13 protein-coding genes are annotated in these 16,363 nt (G+C 58.2%); all 13 read left to right on the top strand.

Features of this window, described 5'->3' with window-relative positions; all coding sequences use genetic code 11:
- Positions 1 to 213 precede the first annotated feature (213 nt).
- The 13 genes from gyrA (at position 214) to pseB (ending at position 16,362) form a co-directional block, all read left to right on the top strand.
- Positions 214 to 2,886 carry a DNA gyrase subunit A gene (gyrA, locus tag KSS97_RS20760; protein WP_217860042.1) on the top strand — a complete coding sequence of 891 codons (2,673 nt, stop codon included), beginning with the start codon at positions 214 to 216 and terminating at the stop codon, positions 2,884 to 2,886.
- A gap of 304 nt (positions 2,887 to 3,190) precedes the next feature.
- On the top strand, positions 3,191 to 4,276 hold the full coding sequence (serC, locus tag KSS97_RS20755; protein ID WP_217860041.1) for a 3-phosphoserine/phosphohydroxythreonine transaminase: 1,086 nt from the start codon (positions 3,191 to 3,193) through the stop codon (positions 4,274 to 4,276).
- On the top strand, positions 4,276 to 5,370 hold the full coding sequence (gene pheA, locus KSS97_RS20750; protein ID WP_003199233.1) for a prephenate dehydratase: 1,095 nt from the start codon (positions 4,276 to 4,278) through the stop codon (positions 5,368 to 5,370). The genes serC and pheA overlap by 1 nt, the downstream gene beginning before the upstream one ends.
- A 13-nt stretch (positions 5,371 to 5,383) precedes the next feature.
- Positions 5,384 to 6,496 carry a histidinol-phosphate transaminase gene (gene hisC, locus KSS97_RS20745; protein ID WP_217860040.1) on the top strand — a complete coding sequence of 371 codons (1,113 nt, stop codon included), beginning with the start codon at positions 5,384 to 5,386 and terminating at the stop codon, positions 6,494 to 6,496.
- 28 nt (positions 6,497 to 6,524) lie between these two features.
- A complete protein-coding gene (locus KSS97_RS20740) occupies positions 6,525 to 8,732 on the top strand; it encodes a bifunctional prephenate dehydrogenase/3-phosphoshikimate 1-carboxyvinyltransferase (RefSeq protein ID WP_236010372.1) in 2,208 nt (735 codons plus the stop codon).
- Positions 8,729 to 9,418: a (d)CMP kinase gene (gene cmk / locus KSS97_RS20735; protein ID WP_217860039.1), complete on the top strand. Its 690-nt coding sequence runs from the start codon at positions 8,729 to 8,731 to the stop codon at positions 9,416 to 9,418. The genes KSS97_RS20740 and cmk overlap by 4 nt, the downstream gene beginning before the upstream one ends.
- A gap of 120 nt (positions 9,419 to 9,538) precedes the next feature.
- Complete coding sequence (rpsA, locus tag KSS97_RS20730) at positions 9,539 to 11,230, top strand: 30S ribosomal protein S1 (RefSeq protein WP_030141013.1); 1,692 nt, start codon at positions 9,539 to 9,541, stop codon at positions 11,228 to 11,230.
- 202 nt (positions 11,231 to 11,432) lie between these two features.
- A complete protein-coding gene (locus KSS97_RS20725; protein ID WP_030141012.1) occupies positions 11,433 to 11,711 on the top strand; it encodes a hypothetical protein in 279 nt (92 codons plus the stop codon).
- Positions 11,712 to 11,855: 144 nt separating this feature from the next.
- Positions 11,856 to 12,152 (top strand): integration host factor subunit beta, encoded by a 297-nt coding sequence (gene ihfB, locus KSS97_RS20720; RefSeq protein WP_030141011.1) that lies wholly within the window; start codon positions 11,856 to 11,858, stop codon positions 12,150 to 12,152.
- 26 nt (positions 12,153 to 12,178) lie between these two features.
- A complete protein-coding gene (locus tag KSS97_RS20715) occupies positions 12,179 to 12,403 on the top strand; it encodes a lipopolysaccharide assembly protein LapA domain-containing protein (protein WP_217860038.1) in 225 nt (74 codons plus the stop codon).
- Between the two features lie 185 nt (positions 12,404 to 12,588).
- Positions 12,589 to 13,638 carry an LPS O-antigen chain length determinant protein WzzB gene (locus KSS97_RS20710; RefSeq protein ID WP_217860037.1) on the top strand — a complete coding sequence of 350 codons (1,050 nt, stop codon included), beginning with the start codon at positions 12,589 to 12,591 and terminating at the stop codon, positions 13,636 to 13,638.
- A gap of 436 nt (positions 13,639 to 14,074) precedes the next feature.
- Positions 14,075 to 15,331 (top strand): lipopolysaccharide biosynthesis protein, encoded by a 1,257-nt coding sequence (locus tag KSS97_RS20705; RefSeq protein WP_217860036.1) that lies wholly within the window; start codon positions 14,075 to 14,077, stop codon positions 15,329 to 15,331.
- A gap of 32 nt (positions 15,332 to 15,363) precedes the next feature.
- Complete coding sequence (pseB, locus tag KSS97_RS20700) at positions 15,364 to 16,362, top strand: UDP-N-acetylglucosamine 4,6-dehydratase (inverting) (RefSeq protein ID WP_198797559.1); 999 nt, start codon at positions 15,364 to 15,366, stop codon at positions 16,360 to 16,362.
- The last annotated feature ends 1 nt before the right edge of the window (position 16,363 follow it).

Here is a 16,363-nt window from a genome sequence, read left to right as displayed (position 1 = left end):
TGCGCATCTGGGGGATAGGTGCGTGGCGGCTCTTGTGATAACATCCGGCGGTTTCCAAGGCCGCCTCGCGAGGTGGCCTTTACTGCGCAGATCCATGGCATAACTCGTTGATTTGTCGTAAGTCGCTGCATGGCATTTGTTCTGCAGCGGCGAGCTTCGTTCGTCCCATCTGGACGTGACGAGGTTTCACCAGAAAAAGGAATCAGGCTTCTCATGGGCGAACTGGCCAAAGAAATCCTCCCGGTCAATATCGAAGACGAGCTGAAACAGTCCTACCTCGACTACGCAATGAGCGTAATCGTCGGGCGGGCGCTGCCGGATGCGCGCGATGGCTTGAAGCCCGTGCACCGCCGCGTGCTGTTCGCGATGAGCGAGCTGGGCAACGACTTCAACAAGCCTTACAAGAAGTCCGCCCGTGTCGTCGGCGACGTGATCGGTAAGTATCACCCCCACGGCGACACTGCCGTGTACGACACCATCGTTCGTATGGCGCAGCCGTTCTCCCTGCGCTACCTGCTGGTAGACGGCCAGGGCAACTTCGGTTCGGTGGACGGCGACAACGCCGCGGCCATGCGATACACCGAAGTGCGCATGACCAAGCTGGCCCACGAACTGCTGGCCGACCTGCACAAGGAAACCGTGGACTGGGTGCCGAACTACGACGGCACCGAAATGATCCCGGCGGTCATGCCGACCCGTATTCCCAACCTGCTCGTCAACGGCTCCAGCGGTATCGCCGTGGGCATGGCGACCAACATCCCGCCCCACAACCTCGGTGAAGTCATCGATGGTTGCCTGGCCCTCATCGACAATCCCGAGCTGACCGTCGATGAACTGATGCAATACATCCCTGGTCCGGACTTCCCGACCGCTGCGATCATCAACGGTCGCGCCGGCATCATCGAGGCCTATCGTACCGGTCGCGGCCGCATCTACATGCGCGCTCGCTCGACCGTCGAAGACATCGACAAGGTGGGTGGCCGCCAGCAGATCGTCATCACCGAACTGCCGTACCAGCTGAACAAGGCCCGCCTGATCGAGAAGATCGCCGAGCTGGTAAAAGAGAAGAAGCTCGAAGGCATCACCGAACTGCGTGACGAGTCCGACAAGGACGGCATGCGCGTCGTGATCGAGCTGCGTCGTGGCGAAGTGCCTGAGGTGATCCTCAACAACCTCTACGCCCAGACCCAGTTGCAAAGCGTGTTCGGCATCAACATCGTCGCGTTGATCGACGGCCGTCCGCGGATCCTGAACCTCAAGGACCTGCTGGAAGCCTTCGTTCGTCACCGCCGCGAAGTCGTGACCCGTCGTACCGTATTCGAGCTGCGCAAGGCCCGCGAGCGGGGTCATATCCTTGAAGGCCAAGCCGTTGCCTTGTCGAACATCGACCCGGTCATCGCCCTGATCAAGGCCTCGCCAACCCCGTCGGAAGCCAAGGAAGCGCTGGTCAGCACGCCTTGGGAATCCTCCGCGGTGGTGGCGATGGTCGAACGCGCCGGCGCCGATTCGTGCCGTCCGGAAAACCTCGATCCGCAATACGGCCTGCGCGAAGGCAAGTACTTCCTGTCCCCGGAGCAGGCGCAAGCCATCCTGGAACTGCGCCTGCACCGCTTGACCGGCCTGGAGCACGAAAAGCTGCTGGCGGAGTACCAGGAAATCCTCAACCAGATCGGCGAGCTGATCCGCATCCTCAACAGCGCCACGCGCCTGATGGAAGTGATCCGCGAAGAGCTGGAAGTGATCCGCGCCGAATACGGCGACGTGCGCCGCACCGAGATTCTCGATGCGCGCCTGGACCTGACCCTGGGCGATATGATCCCGGAAGAGGAGCGCGTGGTGACCATTTCCCACGGCGGCTACGCCAAGACCCAGCCGCTGGCCGCCTACCAGGCCCAGCGTCGCGGTGGCAAAGGCAAGTCGGCCACGGGCGTCAAGGACGAGGACTACATCGCTCACCTGCTGGTCGCCAACAGCCATACCACGCTGCTGCTGTTCTCCAGCAAGGGCAAGGTGTACTGGCTGAAGACCTACGAGATCCCCGAAGCATCCCGTGCCGCCCGCGGTCGTCCGCTGGTCAACCTGTTGCCGCTGGATGATGGTGAATGCATCACCACCATGCTGCCGGTGGAGGAATACACCGAAGGTCACTACATCTTCATGGCAACCGCCAACGGCACCGTGAAGAAGACCCCGCTGGAATCCTTCAGCCGCCAGCGCAGCGTCGGCCTGATCGCCCTGGAACTGGACGAAGGCGACGTGCTGATTTCCGCCGCCATCACTGACGGCGAGCGCGAAGTCATGCTGTTCTCCGATGGTGGCAAGGTCACGCGTTTCAAGGAATCCGACGTTCGCGCCATGGGCCGTACCGCCCGCGGTGTGCGCGGCATGCGCCTGCCGGAAGGGCAGAAGCTGATTTCCATGCTGATCCCGGAAGAAGGCAGCCAGATCCTCACTGCTTCCGAGCGTGGCTACGGCAAGCGTACCGCCATCAGCGAGTTCCCCGAGTACAAGCGTGGCGGCCAGGGCGTGATCGCCATGGTCAGCAACGAGCGTAACGGTCGCCTGGTCGGTGCTGTCCAGGTGCTCGATGGCGAGGAGATCATGCTGATTTCCGACCAGGGCACGTTGGTGCGTACGCGGGTCGACGAAGTGTCGAGCCTGGGCCGTAACACTCAGGGCGTGACGCTGATCAAACTCGCCAAAGACGAAAAACTGGTCGGGCTTGAGCGCGTCCAGGAACCGTCGGAAGTCGAAGGCGAGGAGCTGGAAGGCGAAGAAGGCGAAGAAGGTGTAGCGTTCGATGGCACCCTCGGTGCCGATGTCGACGACACCGTCGGCGATCAACCACTCGACGCTGCCGCAGACGAAGAAGAACCGCAGGACTAAGCGGACACACAGGGGGCGGATGAAGATTCGCCCCCTTGTTGTTTGTTCCGTTTGAAAATTTGCGACACTGCACCATCCCCGTGGGGACTGCCGCTCTCTTGAGGCTTGTTGGAATTATTGTGGCGAGGGAGCTTGCTCCCGCTTGAGTGCGAAGCGCTCACAAAAAAGAGGGGCCGCTGCGCAGCCCAGCGGGAGCAAGCTCCCTCGCCGCGGATTCCTACATGCCTTAAATGAGTGGTAATCCCTGTGGGGGCGGTGCAGACCAAAAGATTTAAGTGACCACCAGATCAGAGCGAGATTGGATGTGAGCAAGAGAGCCTATAACTTCTGTGCCGGCCCGGCGGCGCTTCCTGAAGCGGTCCTGAAGCGCGCCCAGGGTGAACTTCTCGACTGGCACGGCAAGGGCCTGTCGGTCATGGAAATGAGCCATCGCAGCGATGAGTTCGTGTCCATCGCCACCAAGGCCGAGCAGGACCTGCGTGATCTGCTGAACATCCCGTCCAACTATAAAGTGCTGTTCCTGCAGGGCGGCGCCAGCCAGCAGTTCGCCCAGATCCCGCTGAACCTGCTGCCGGAAAACGGCAAGGCCGACTACATCGACACCGGCATCTGGTCGCAGAAAGCCATCGAAGAAGCGTCGCGCTACGGTCACGTCAACGTGGCGGCTACCGCCAAGCCCTACGACTATTTCGCCATTCCTGGCCAGAACGAATGGAACCTGTCCAGCGACGCTGCCTACGTTCACTACGCGCCGAACGAAACCATCGGTGGCCTGGAATTCAACTGGATCCCGGAAACCGGTGACGTGCCGCTGGTGGCCGATATGTCCTCGGACATTCTTTCGCGCCCGGTGGACATTTCCCGTTTCGGCATGATCTACGCCGGCGCCCAGAAGAACATTGGCCCGAGCGGCATCCTGGTCGCGATCATTCGCGAAGACCTGCTCGACCGCGCCCGTTCCCTGTGCCCGACCATGCTCAACTACAAGGTCGCGGCCGATAACGGCTCGATGTACAACACCCCGCCAACCCTGGCCTGGTACCTGTCGGGACTGGTGTTCGAGTGGCTGAAAGAGCAGGGCGGTGTCGAAGCCATCGGCAAGCTCAACGAAGTGAAGCAGCGCACGCTGTATGACTTCATCGACGCCAGCGGCCTCTACAGCAACCCGATCAACAAGTCCGACCGCTCGTGGATGAACGTCCCGTTCCGCCTGGCCGACGACCGTCTCGACAAGCCGTTCCTGGCCGGCGCCGACGAGCGCGGCCTGCTGAACCTCAAGGGTCACCGTTCGGTCGGTGGCATGCGCGCCTCCATCTACAACGCCGTGGACATCAACGCCGTCAATGCGCTGGTCGCCTACATGGCAGAGTTCGAGAAGGAACACGGCTGATGTCTGAGCAAGAACTCAAGGCGCTGCGCCTGCGCATCGATGCCCTGGACGAAAAAGTCCTGGAACTGATCAGCGAGCGCGCGCGCTGCGCCCAGGAAGTCGCCCGGGTGAAGATGGCTTCCCTGGCCGAAGGCGAAGTCCCGGTGTTCTATCGCCCCGAGCGTGAAGCGCAGGTGCTCAAGCGTGTCATGGAGCGCAACAAGGGACCGCTGGGCAACGAAGAGATGGCGCGCTTGTTCCGCGAAATCATGTCTTCCTGCCTGGCCCTCGAGCAGCCGCTGAAAGTCGCCTACCTGGGGCCGGAAGGCACTTTCACCCAGGCTGCGGCCATGAAGCACTTCGGCCACGCCGTGATCAGCAAACCGATGGCGGCCATCGACGAAGTCTTCCGTGAAGTAGCCGCCGGCGCGGTGAATTTCGGCGTGGTGCCGGTGGAGAACTCCACCGAAGGCGCGGTCAACCACACGCTGGACAGCTTCCTCGAGCACGACATGGTGATCTGTGGCGAAGTCGAGCTGCGCATCCACCATCACCTGCTGGTGGGCGAGAACACCAAGACCGACAGCATCAGCCGGATCTACTCCCACGCCCAGTCCCTGGCCCAGTGCCGCAAGTGGCTGGACGCCCATTACCCGAACGTCGAGCGCGTCGCGGTATCGAGCAACGCCGAGGCGGCCAAGCGGGTCAAGGGTGAGTGGAACTCGGCGGCCATCGCCGGTGACATGGCGGCGGGCCTCTACGGCTTGACGCGCCTGGCCGAAAAAATCGAGGACCGTCCGGACAACTCCACGCGGTTCCTGATGATCGGCAGCCAGGAAGTACCGCCAACCGGCGACGACAAGACCTCGATCATCGTCTCCATGAGCAACAAGCCCGGCGCGCTTCATGAACTGTTGGTGCCGTTCCACGACAACGGTATCGATCTGACACGCATCGAGACCCGTCCGTCGCGCAGCGGTAAATGGACCTACGTGTTCTTCATCGATTTCGTCGGCCACCACCGCGATCCGCTGGTAAAAGGTGTGCTGGAGAAAATCAGTCAGGAAGCAGTGGCACTCAAGGTGCTGGGTTCCTACCCCAAGGCAGTTCTTTAAGGGCGGATAGCTAATGAGTGGCAACTTCCTCGCACTGGCTCAGCCAGGCGTGCAACAACTCTCGCCTTACGTTCCGGGCAAGCCTGTGGACGAATTGGCTCGTGAGCTGGACCTTGATCCGGCCAGCATCGTCAAATTGGCGAGCAACGAGAACCCGCTGGGCGCGAGCCCCAAGGCGCTCGCGGCAATCCGCGACGAGCTGGCTGAGCTGACCCGTTATCCCGATGGCAACGGCTTTGCGCTGAAAAGCCTGCTGGCCGAACGCTGCGGCGTCGAGCTGAGCCAGGTCACGCTGGGTAACGGTTCCAACGATATTCTCGAGCTGGTTGCCCGTGCGTATTTGGCGCCAGGCCTCAACGCGGTGTTCAGCGAGCACGCGTTCGCGGTCTATCCGATTGCCACCCAGGCCGTCGGCGCCGATGCTCATGTGGTTCCAGCCAAGGATTGGGGGCATGACCTGCCGGCCATGTTGGCCGCCATCGACGCCAACACGCGCGTGGTCTTCATCGCCAACCCGAACAACCCGACCGGCACCTGGTTCGACGCCCAGGCCCTGGACGATTTCCTGCAAGACGTGCCCGAGCACGTGCTGGTGGTATTGGACGAGGCCTACATCGAATACGCCGAAGGCAGCGATTTGCCTGACGGTCTGGATTTCCTAGCTGCCTACCCGAACCTGCTGGTGTCGCGCACCTTCTCCAAGGCCTATGGCCTGGCGTCGCTGCGGGTTGGCTACGGCCTGTCCACCGCCGTGGTGGCCGATGTCCTGAACCGCGTGCGCCAACCGTTCAACGTCAACAGCTTCGCCCTGGCGGCCGCTTGCGCCGCATTGCAGGATGAAGCCTACCTGGCGGAAAGCCGTAGCCTGAACGAAACCGGCATGCAACAGTTGGAAGCCGGCTTGCGTGAGTTGGGCCTGGGCTGGATTCCTTCCAAGGGCAACTTCATTTGTGTCGACGTAGGTCGCGTCGCGGCGCCGGTCTATCAAGGGTTGTTGCGCGAAGGCGTGATCGTCCGTCCGGTAGCGAACTACGGCATGCCCAATCATCTGCGCGTCACCGTCGGCCTGCCGGCGGAAAACAGCCGTTTCCTGGAGGCGTTGAGCAAGGTCCTGGCTCGTGGTTGATGTCACCTCGCTGCAACCTGCGGCACCTATGATCGGTCGCCTGGTGGTGGTCGGCCTGGGGTTGATTGGCGGCTCGTTCGCCAAGGGCCTACGTGAAAGCGGGCTGTGCCGTGAAGTCGTCGGGGTCGACCTTGATCCGCAATCGCGCAAGCTTGCTGTAGAGCTGGGCGTGGTCGATCGCTGTGAAGACGACTTGCTGCTCGCTTGCCAGGGGGCGGACGTTATCCAGCTGGCGGTGCCGATCCTGGCCATGGAGAAACTGCTGGCCCGATTGGCTGGGATGGATCTCGGGCAAGCGATTCTCACTGATGTGGGTAGCGCCAAGGGCAACGTGGTGCGGGCGGCGACCGAGGCGTTTGGCGGCATGCCTGCGCGTTTCGTGCCCGGGCATCCGATCGCCGGCTCCGAGCAGAGTGGGGTAGAGGCATCCAACGCCGAGCTGTTCCGTCGCCATAAAGTCATTCTGACGCCGTTGGACCAGACGGATCCGGCGGCGCTGGCGGTGGTGGATCGCCTGTGGCGCGAGCTGGGTGCCGATGTCGAGCACATGCAAGTCGAGCGACACGACGAAGTATTGGCCGCCACCAGCCATTTGCCGCACCTGCTGGCGTTCGGTCTGGTGGATTCATTGGCCAAACGCAATGAAAATCTTGAGATCTTCCGTTACGCTGCCGGCGGTTTCCGCGATTTCACGAGAATCGCGGGTAGCGACCCGGTCATGTGGCACGACATCTTCCTCGCCAACCGCGAAGCTGTCCTGCGCACACTCGATACATTTCGCAGCGATCTCGACGCCTTGCGCGACGCGGTCGATGCAGGGGACGGGCACCAATTGCTGGGCGTTTTCACACGCGCCAGGGTGGCCCGCGAGCATTTCAGTAAAATCCTGGCCCGTCGGGCCTATGTGGACGCTATGAACTCCAACGATCTGATTTTCCTGGCACAACCTGGTGGCTCCCTCAGTGGGCGGATTCGTGTACCGGGCGATAAATCGATTTCCCACCGCTCGATCATGCTCGGCTCCCTGGCCGAAGGCGTGACCGAGGTGGAAGGTTTCCTCGAGGGCGAAGATGCCCTGGCGACGCTGCAAGCGTTCCGCGACATGGGCGTGGTCATCGAAGGCCCGCACCACGGCCGCGTGACGATTCATGGTGTCGGCCTGCACGGCCTCAAGCCTGCGCCGGGCCCGATCTACCTGGGCAACTCCGGCACCTCGATGCGCCTGCTGTCCGGCCTGTTGGCCGCACAGGACTTCGACAGCACCCTGACCGGTGATGCCTCGCTGTCCAAGCGTCCAATGAACCGTGTCGCCAACCCGTTGCGGGAAATGGGCGCGGTGATCGAGACCGCGGCTGAAGGTCGCCCGCCGATGACCATTCGTGGTGGCAACAAGCTCAAGGGCCTGACCTACACCATGCCGATGGCCAGCGCCCAGGTGAAATCCTGCCTGCTGCTGGCCGGTCTCTACGCCGAAGGCAAGACCACCGTCACCGAGCCGGCCCCGACCCGCGACCACACCGAACGCATGCTGCGTGGCTTCGGCTACCCGGTCACCGTTGATGGCGCCACGGCGTCCGTTGAATCCGGCAACAAACTGACGGCGACCCACATCGAAGTGCCGGGCGATATTTCCTCGTCGGCATTCTTCCTGGTGGCGGCCTCGATCGCCGAGGGCTCCGACCTGGTGCTCGAGCACGTCGGCATCAACCCGACCCGTACCGGCGTCATCGACATCCTGCGCCTGATGGGCGCCGACATCACCCTGGAAAACCAGCGTGAAGTGGGCGGCGAGCCGGTGGCAGACTTGCGCGTACGAGCGGCTAAACTCAAGGGTATCGAAATTCCGGAAGCGCTGGTTCCCCTGGCGATCGACGAATTCCCGGTGCTGTTCGTCGCGGCTGCATGCGCAGAAGGCCGCACCGTGCTGACCGGCGCTGAAGAGCTGCGGGTCAAGGAATCCGATCGTATCCAGGTGATGGCGGACGGCCTGCTGGCGCTCGGCGTCAAGTGCGAACCGACGCCGGACGGTATCATCATCGACGGCGGCCAGATTGGCGGTGGCGAAGTCCATGGGCACGGCGACCACCGTATCGCCATGGCGTTCAGCGTTGCGTCCCTGCGCGCCAGCGCGCCGATCCGCATCCATGATTGCGCCAACGTCGCCACGTCGTTCCCGAATTTCCTGGCGCTGTGCGCGCAGGTTGGTATTCGAGTAGCACAAGAGGCACAGTCGTGAACATCAAGGCACCGGTCATCACCATCGATGGCCCAAGCGGATCGGGCAAGGGCACCATCGCCGGCATGCTGGCCAAGCAACTGGGCTGGAATCTGCTCGATTCCGGTGCCCTGTATCGCTTGCTGGCCTTCGCAGCCGCCAACCATGGCGTCGACCTGACCAACGAAGAGCTGCTCAAGGCCCTGGCCGCGCATCTGGACGTGCAATTCATCGCCGCCACCGATGGCCAGTTGCAGCGAATCATCCTCGAAGGTGACGAAGTCAGTGATGTCATTCGCACCGAAAGCGTCGGCGCCGGGGCTTCCCAGGTCGCCGCGCTGCCGGCGGTGCGCGAGGCATTGCTCCAGCGCCAACGGGCATTCCAGGAACCGCCGGGGCTGGTGGCGGATGGCCGGGACATGGGCACGGTGGTGTTCACCGATGCGCCATTGAAGATTTTCCTCACCGCCAGCGCGGAGGAGCGGGCTCGTCGCCGATATTTGCAGTTGAAGGGCAAAGGCGAGGATGTTAGTCTGTCGAGTCTGCTAGATGAGATCCGTGCACGCGACGAGCGTGATACCCTGCGCGCAGTGGCCCCGCTAAAGCCGGCGGCCGATGCGATACAGCTGGATTCCACGGAGTTGTCCATCGACCAGGTGTTGCAACGCATCATGAGCGAGATCGCGCTTCGCGATATCGCCGGGTGACCAGGAAGCTCCGCAGGGGACCAGTCATAGTCCTGCGGTGCTTCTTATATATGAAACTAACCCACATCGTCTGGGGTGTGGAGATGGGCGTTTACTTCGCCCTAATCAACAGGAATTAAAATGAGCGAAAGCTTTGCGGAACTCTTTGAAGAAAGCTTGAAAACCCTGAACCTTCAGGCAGGCTCCATCATCACCGGCGTTATCGTTGATATCGATTACCAGGCTCGCTGGGTAACCGTTCACGCTGGTCTGAAGTCTGAAGCGCTGATCCCGCTTGAGCAGTTCTACAACGACGCTGGCGAACTGAACATCAACGTTGGTGACGAAGTTCACGTAGCGTTGGATTCGGTTGAAGATGGCTTCGGTGAAACCAAGCTGTCCCGTGAAAAAGCCAAGCGTGCTGAATGCTGGATCGTTCTGGAAGCGGCCTTCGCAGCTGAGGAAGTGGTCAAGGGCGTTATCAACGGTAAGGTTAAAGGCGGCTTCACTGTCGACGTTAACGGCATCCGTGCGTTCCTGCCAGGTTCCCTGGTTGACGTCCGTCCAGTGCGCGACACCACGCACCTGGAAGGCAAAGAGCTGGAATTCAAGGTCATCAAGCTGGACCAGAAGCGCAACAACGTTGTCGTTTCCCGTCGCAGTGTCCTGGAAGCCGAGAACTCCGCCGAGCGTGAAGCTCTGCTGGAATCGCTGCAGGAAGGCCAGCAGGTCAAGGGTATCGTCAAGAACCTCACCGATTACGGCGCATTCGTCGATCTGGGTGGCGTCGATGGCCTGCTGCACATCACCGACATGGCCTGGAAGCGTATCAAGCATCCTTCGGAAATCGTCAACGTTGGCGACGAGATCGATGTCAAGGTTCTGAAGTACGATCGCGAGCGCAATCGTGTTTCCCTGGGCCTCAAGCAACTGGGTGAAGATCCATGGGTCGCTATCAAAGCCCGTTACCCAGAAGGCACCCGCGTCACCGCTCGTGTTACCAACCTGACTGACTACGGCTGCTTCGCTGAGCTGGAAGAAGGCGTTGAAGGCCTGGTACACGTTTCCGAAATGGACTGGACCAACAAGAACATCCACCCTTCGAAAGTCGTACAAGTCGGCGACGAAGTGGAAGTCATGGTCCTGGACATCGACGAAGAGCGTCGTCGTATCTCCCTCGGCATCAAGCAGTGCAAGTCCAACCCATGGGAAGACTTCTCTGGCCAGTTCAACAAGGGCGATAAAATCTCCGGCACCATCAAGTCGATCACCGATTTCGGTATCTTCATTGGTCTGGACGGCGGCATCGACGGCCTGGTTCACCTGTCCGACATCTCCTGGAACGAAGTGGGCGAAGAAGCCGTACGCCGCTTCAAGAAGGGCGACGAGCTGGACACCGTTATCCTGTCGGTTGACCCTGAGCGCGAGCGCATCTCCCTGGGTATCAAGCAACTGGAAAGCGATCCGTTCTCCGAGTACGTTCAAGAGAACGACAAAGGCGCAATCGTTAAGGGCATCGTGAAAGAAGTTGACGCCAAAGGCGCCATCATCACCCTGGCCGACGATATCGAAGCGACTCTGAAAGCCTCCGAAATCAGCCGTGACCGCGTTGAAGACGCGCGCAACGTCCTGAAAGAAGGCGAAGAAGTAGAAGCCAAGATCATCAGCGTTGACCGCAAGAGCCGCGTAATCCAGCTCTCCATCAAGTCGAAAGACGATGCTGAAGAGAAAGAAGCAATCCAGAGCCTGCGCGACAAGCCAGCCACTGACATTGCTGCTGGTCCTACCACTCTGGGCGACCTGCTGCGTGCACAGATGGAAAAGCAGAACTGAGTTCTGTCAGACCATAGAAAAAGGGCGACTTCGGTCGCCCTTTTTTGTGCCTGCGATTTCTCGGGCTTATCTCGATCGAACAAGGAGTGGTCATGATCATTCGGGGCGCGGCGAAACCAACCGCTTCATCAGGCTGTCTCTGTTATGAAACATAATCAAAAACATCCGAGGCAGGAGCCTGTCTCTTATTGAAAGGATCTGAATGAACAAGCTCTTTTTGGTAGCCATTATGCTGACGTTGGCGGGGTGCGTGACGAGCGCCAAGACCCACGCGGTACGTGGTGTAAGCGGCATCGAGATCGACTGTTCGGGATTGGGCTCCGGCTGGGAGAAGTGCTACAAGCGCGCCGCCAGGGAGTGCAAGGATCAAGGCTACAAGGTAATAACCCGATCGGATGACGCCAAGGACCAGGATCAATATCCTTTCGGCTTCAATCCGGCAGGTTACGTGACGAGAACAATGCTGGTCATGTGTCGCTAGTTGAAGGATTCTGTCCGCTCGCACCGAAAAGGGGCGACCAGCATGCGTGGCAGATATGTCAATAGTTGGGCTGTTCAAATTCCTTCGGGCATGCTAAAACCTTTGAAGCGATTTTCCTAGCTGCTTGAAAAAGAAGGGAAAAACATGACGAAGTCGGAGTTGATCGAACGGATTGTCACCCATCAAGGGCTGCTCTCGTCCAAGGATGTGGAGCTGGCCATCAAGACCATGCTCGAACAAATGTCCCAATGCCTGGCCACTGGAGATCGTATCGAAATCCGTGGGTTCGGCAGCTTTTCCCTGCATTACCGCGCCCCGCGAGTGGGTCGCAACCCGAAAACCGGCCAATCGGTCAGCCTCGATGGAAAATTTGTACCTCACTTCAAGCCGGGCAAAGAGCTGCGAGACCGGGTGAATGAGGATGAGGATGACGACGTCTGAAACAGCCCCAAAAAAAAGAGGTCCCCATGCGGAACTTTAGGCGCCTGGCGCTTGTCGTACTTGCGGTGCTCGTGGCTTCGGCTATCGTACTGTTCTCGCTTGAAAACAATCAGCCTGTCGCATTGTTGTTTCTCGGATGGTCGGCACCGCAACTTCCTGTTTCGGTTTTTGTCTTGCTAGCGCTTCTCTGTGGAATGATGATTGGCCCCCTTTTGGCGTGGATCGCCGGGAGAGGTCGGCGGCTGAAATAATGGAATGTGAACCCTGTAGTCTTGGAGTAAGGATCGCTGCCGCAAATTTCTGACTTTGGGTATGCTGCATTTGTTTAATTTAAATAAAAACACCGCCGTGTCCGCCGGGGACTTGCCCGTCTTACCTTTTAATGCGTCCAGTGTGTCCGCAAGCGTAAAGCTAAAAAAAGGAAGCGAGGCTATCCATGCAAGATAATCGTATTGCAGTGCGCGACGAAGATGAAATCGACCTGATCGCCCTCGCACGTGGGCTTTGGGCTCAAAAGTGGTTGATCATCGCCATAACTCTTTTGGTTACTGCTGGTGCCGCTGCTTACGCGTTTCTCAGCAAACCTGTCTATGAAGCAAAGCTTTTTATTATGCCGCCGACTCAGAATGGGATCGCTGAGTTGAACTATGGGCGTGGGAAAAGTACCGAGCTGGAACCCTATTCCATCAAGCATGTTTACGATGTGTTTGCTCGTAACTTGCAAGGTGAGTCTCTTCGTCAGAACTTTTTCAATCAAGTTTATCTTCCTTCGCTGGATGAATCGCAGCGAAAGGGCGCTCTCGATCGTCTGTATGATCGGTTCTCGCGCGAGCTGGTGGTGAAGGGGCCGGGCAAGGATACGCCGGATCGTTTCTCGGTGACCGTTCAAAACGGCGATCCGGTGAAGGCGACTGAATGGGCCAAGGCCTACGTGGTAAGGGCCAGCGAGGCTGCGGAGTCGGAGTTGATCAAGAACGTGACGACTGAAGCTTCGGTAAGAGCGCGTAATCTTGAGCAGCGGATTACCAGCTTGCGGGAGACTGCGCAGCGGGTGCGTGAGGATCGGATTCAGCAGTTGCGCGAAGCGCTGAAGATTGCTCAAGCGATTGGTCTGACTACGCCGACTATTAATTCGTCTGCGGCTGTGGATATTACCGTTGATACGGGTAATAAAATGGATTACCAGCGTGGGAGTAAGGCGTTGGCGGCTGAAATTCAAATGTTAGAGTCCAGGGCTTCGGATGATGCATTTATATCGGATTTGCGGACGTTGCAAATGCGATATAACTTTTATCGTAAGTTGAATATTGATCCTGAGCTTATTTCGGTTTATCGCCAGGATGGTAGTGTTGAGGTTCCGGAGAGCCCGGTTAAACCGAGGAAGGGTTTGATTCTGGTGTTGGGGTTCGTTGCGGGCTTGATAATAGGCGGTTTTTTTGCTCTGATCAGATATGTCATAAGTCGTGATAAAGCTATCCAGCTTTAACGTGGCTGCGGTTCATTTTCATTTCTAAATCCCAGGTGCTATCTCATGTGTATTAACCTGTTTGGTTTTTTTTGCCTGACAGGTTTTTTAACGTTTGGGAATTTGATGTTGATTTTTGCTAGCGCGCAGCTAGTCGATAGCCGAAGGGAGGGCGAAGGTTGGATATTGAATGCTAGCGTGCAGGTGGTGTGTTTAGTGGCGTCTTGATGGCGTTGTTGAGAGCTTAGACTGTGTTATAAGGGTGGCTTGTTGCAAAAGATGTGTAAGCATTCATGTTGCGCTTCCATTTGGCATGGCCGACAATTATGCACTTGCCCCGAAATAATCTGACGAGCGTATGGGTTTTGGACCGTGACCGACTAAGCAATCCGTGTTCTGAAGGTCAAGCTAGGCCAGGTTCTCGACGATTGCCCCGTATATTAACTGATTGAACTTAATGTCCAATAATCACTTCTTGCAACTGTCCAACGTAGCGATTCGCGGCTTGACGTTAGCCAGCAAATTCTTACTTATCTTTTTTCTTGCCCGATTTCTCGAGCCGGCTGAGCTGGGTATCTATGGCTTGCTGACGGCAACGGTGGGATATTCCTTATATCTCTTGGGTTTCGATTTCTATACCTACAGTACCCGTGAGCTGCTCAAGCGAGGTCGCGAGGAATGGGGTGGGGTGATCAAAGCCCAAGCCGCTTTGACCGTGCTCCTCTACGCGATTTTCCTGCCACTGTTGAGTTTGATCTTTGTTGAAGATCTGTTGCCGATGAGCGTTATCGGTTGGTTTTTTGCGCTGCTGATACTCGAGCATCTTACTCAGGAGCTAGGTCGTTTGTTGGTTGCGGTGTCGGATCAGCTCTATGCCAGTCTCATGCTGTTTTTTCGCTCAGGAGTCTGGGCGGTCCTGGTCACTGGGCTGATGTTTGTCATGCCTGAGGCCCGAGACCTTAACGTCGTATTTGGGGCTTGGGCAGTGGGTGGGGGGATAGCTCTGCTTCTAGGTATTTGCAGAATCAAGCGTATGAGGCTCGACGGATGGCGACAGGAGGTAGATTGGGCTTGGATCATTAAAGGGCTGAAGATAGCCTTTGCGCTCCTGGTTGCGACGTTAGCGATTCGAGGCCTCTTCACACTGGATCGATACTGGTTTCAAGCATTGGCGGGTATGGAGGTGTTGGGCGCTTATGTCCTGTTTACGGGCATCAGCATGGCGCTAATTTCGTTCCTTGATGCTGGTGTATTTGCGTTTATTTACCCTGATTTGATCAGTTCGTACCAGCGGTCCGATGGCGACGGGTTTCGCCGGAGCTTTCGCAAGCTACTCCTTCAGACTGCGGCCCTTTCAGGGCTTTTTGCGATGGTTGGATTGCTGGCGATAGGTCACCTGTTGGATTGGCTTGGTAAGCCGCTCTATGCTGAACAGCAAGGCTTATTCGTCTGGATCCTGCTGGCTACGGTATTATATGCGCTAGGCATGGTTCCGCATTATGGTTTGTACGCCCAAGGGCGTGACAGGCCTATCATCCATAGCCACATTGCCAGTTTGCTAATATTCGTTCTGGCTACCTGGATTTTCGCGCAGTACCGGCCGCAGCTGGCTGTGCCGCTGGGGTTGTGCATCAGTTTCTTTTTCATCCTGTGTTGGAAGGCTTGGAGTTTCCATCGCCTGACTCCGGCGCCTTATCGTTTATTTCAATCCTGACTTCGGGCAGGAAGCAACCAAGGGACGCGTCAATGTTCACCAATAAGACCATTCTCATTACCGGTGGTACCGGCTCGTTCGGTAACACATTCGTGCCGATGACCCTGGCCAAGTACAACCCGAAGAAGATCATCATCTTCTCCCGTGATGAAATGAAGCAATGGGACATGGCGAAGAAATTCGAAGGCGATAAGCGCGTTCGGTTCTTTATTGGCGATGTTCGCGACAAAGAGCGTCTTTATCGCGCCCTTGATGGCGTTGACTACGTCGTGCACGCAGCTGCTACCAAGATCGTACCGACAGCGGAATACAACCCTTTCGAGTGCATCAAAACCAATATCAACGGCGCCATGAACCTGATCGACGCCTGTATCGATAAGGGCATCAAGCGTGTTGTCGCGTTGTCCACCGACAAGGCCAGTAGCCCGATCAACCTGTACGGTGCTACCAAGTTGGCGTCCGATAAATTATTCGTTGCCGGTAATTCATATGCAGGCGGCCACGAAACTCGCATGGCCGTCGTGCGTTATGGCAACGTCATGGGCTCGCGCGGCTCGGTCATCCCCTTTTTCATGTCCATCAAGGACAAGGGCGAGCTACCGATTACCGATGAGCGCATGACTCGCTTCATGATCTCGCTGGAGGAAGGGGTCGAGTTGGTTTGGCACGCTTTCGAGGATATGGAAGGCGGCGAAATTTACGTAAAAAAAATCCCTTCGATGAAGGTGACGGACCTCGCCCGCGTGGTCGCCCCGGACGCCAAGCAAAAGATCGTCGGCATCCGCCCGGGGGAAAAGCTGCACGAGCAGATGATCAGCGCCGAGGACTCCTATTACACCTACGAATATCCCGAGCATTTCAAGATCCTGCCGGTCATCAACGACTGGGCGACCTGCCCGAAACGTATCAAGGACGGCAAGAAAGTCGCGGAAGGGTTCGTCTACGCCAGTGATAACAATACCGAGTGGATGAGCGACGAGGATCTAGGCAACTGGATCACTGCCAACGAAGCGAAGATCGGGAGTATCTGAT

Source organism: Pseudomonas alvandae, assembly GCF_019141525.1.
Lineage (GTDB): Bacteria > Pseudomonadota > Gammaproteobacteria > Pseudomonadales > Pseudomonadaceae > Aquipseudomonas > Aquipseudomonas alvandae.
Note: the sequence above shows the minus strand (reverse complement) of the source record. Positions and strands in the feature narration are given on the sequence as shown.

Bases quoted from the DNA above. Each gene is read 5' to 3' on its own strand.
- gyrA (WP_217860042.1), top strand. From the start codon at position 214: ATGGGCGAACTGGCCAAAGAAATCCTCCCGGTCAATATCGAAGACGAG.
- pheA (WP_003199233.1), top strand. From the start codon at position 4,276: ATGTCTGAGCAAGAACTCAAGGCGCTGCGCCTGCGCATCGATGCCCTG.
- hisC (WP_217860040.1), top strand. From the start codon at position 5,384: ATGAGTGGCAACTTCCTCGCACTGGCTCAGCCAGGCGTGCAACAACTC.
- KSS97_RS20740 (WP_236010372.1), top strand. From the start codon at position 6,525: ATGATCGGTCGCCTGGTGGTGGTCGGCCTGGGGTTGATTGGCGGCTCG.
- rpsA (WP_030141013.1), top strand. From the start codon at position 9,539: ATGAGCGAAAGCTTTGCGGAACTCTTTGAAGAAAGCTTGAAAACCCTG.
- KSS97_RS20725 (WP_030141012.1), top strand. From the start codon at position 11,433: ATGAACAAGCTCTTTTTGGTAGCCATTATGCTGACGTTGGCGGGGTGC.
- ihfB (WP_030141011.1), top strand. From the start codon at position 11,856: ATGACGAAGTCGGAGTTGATCGAACGGATTGTCACCCATCAAGGGCTG.
- KSS97_RS20715 (WP_217860038.1), top strand. From the start codon at position 12,179: ATGCGGAACTTTAGGCGCCTGGCGCTTGTCGTACTTGCGGTGCTCGTG.
- KSS97_RS20710 (WP_217860037.1), top strand. From the start codon at position 12,589: ATGCAAGATAATCGTATTGCAGTGCGCGACGAAGATGAAATCGACCTG.
- KSS97_RS20705 (WP_217860036.1), top strand. From the start codon at position 14,075: ATGTCCAATAATCACTTCTTGCAACTGTCCAACGTAGCGATTCGCGGC.
- pseB (WP_198797559.1), top strand. From the start codon at position 15,364: ATGTTCACCAATAAGACCATTCTCATTACCGGTGGTACCGGCTCGTTC.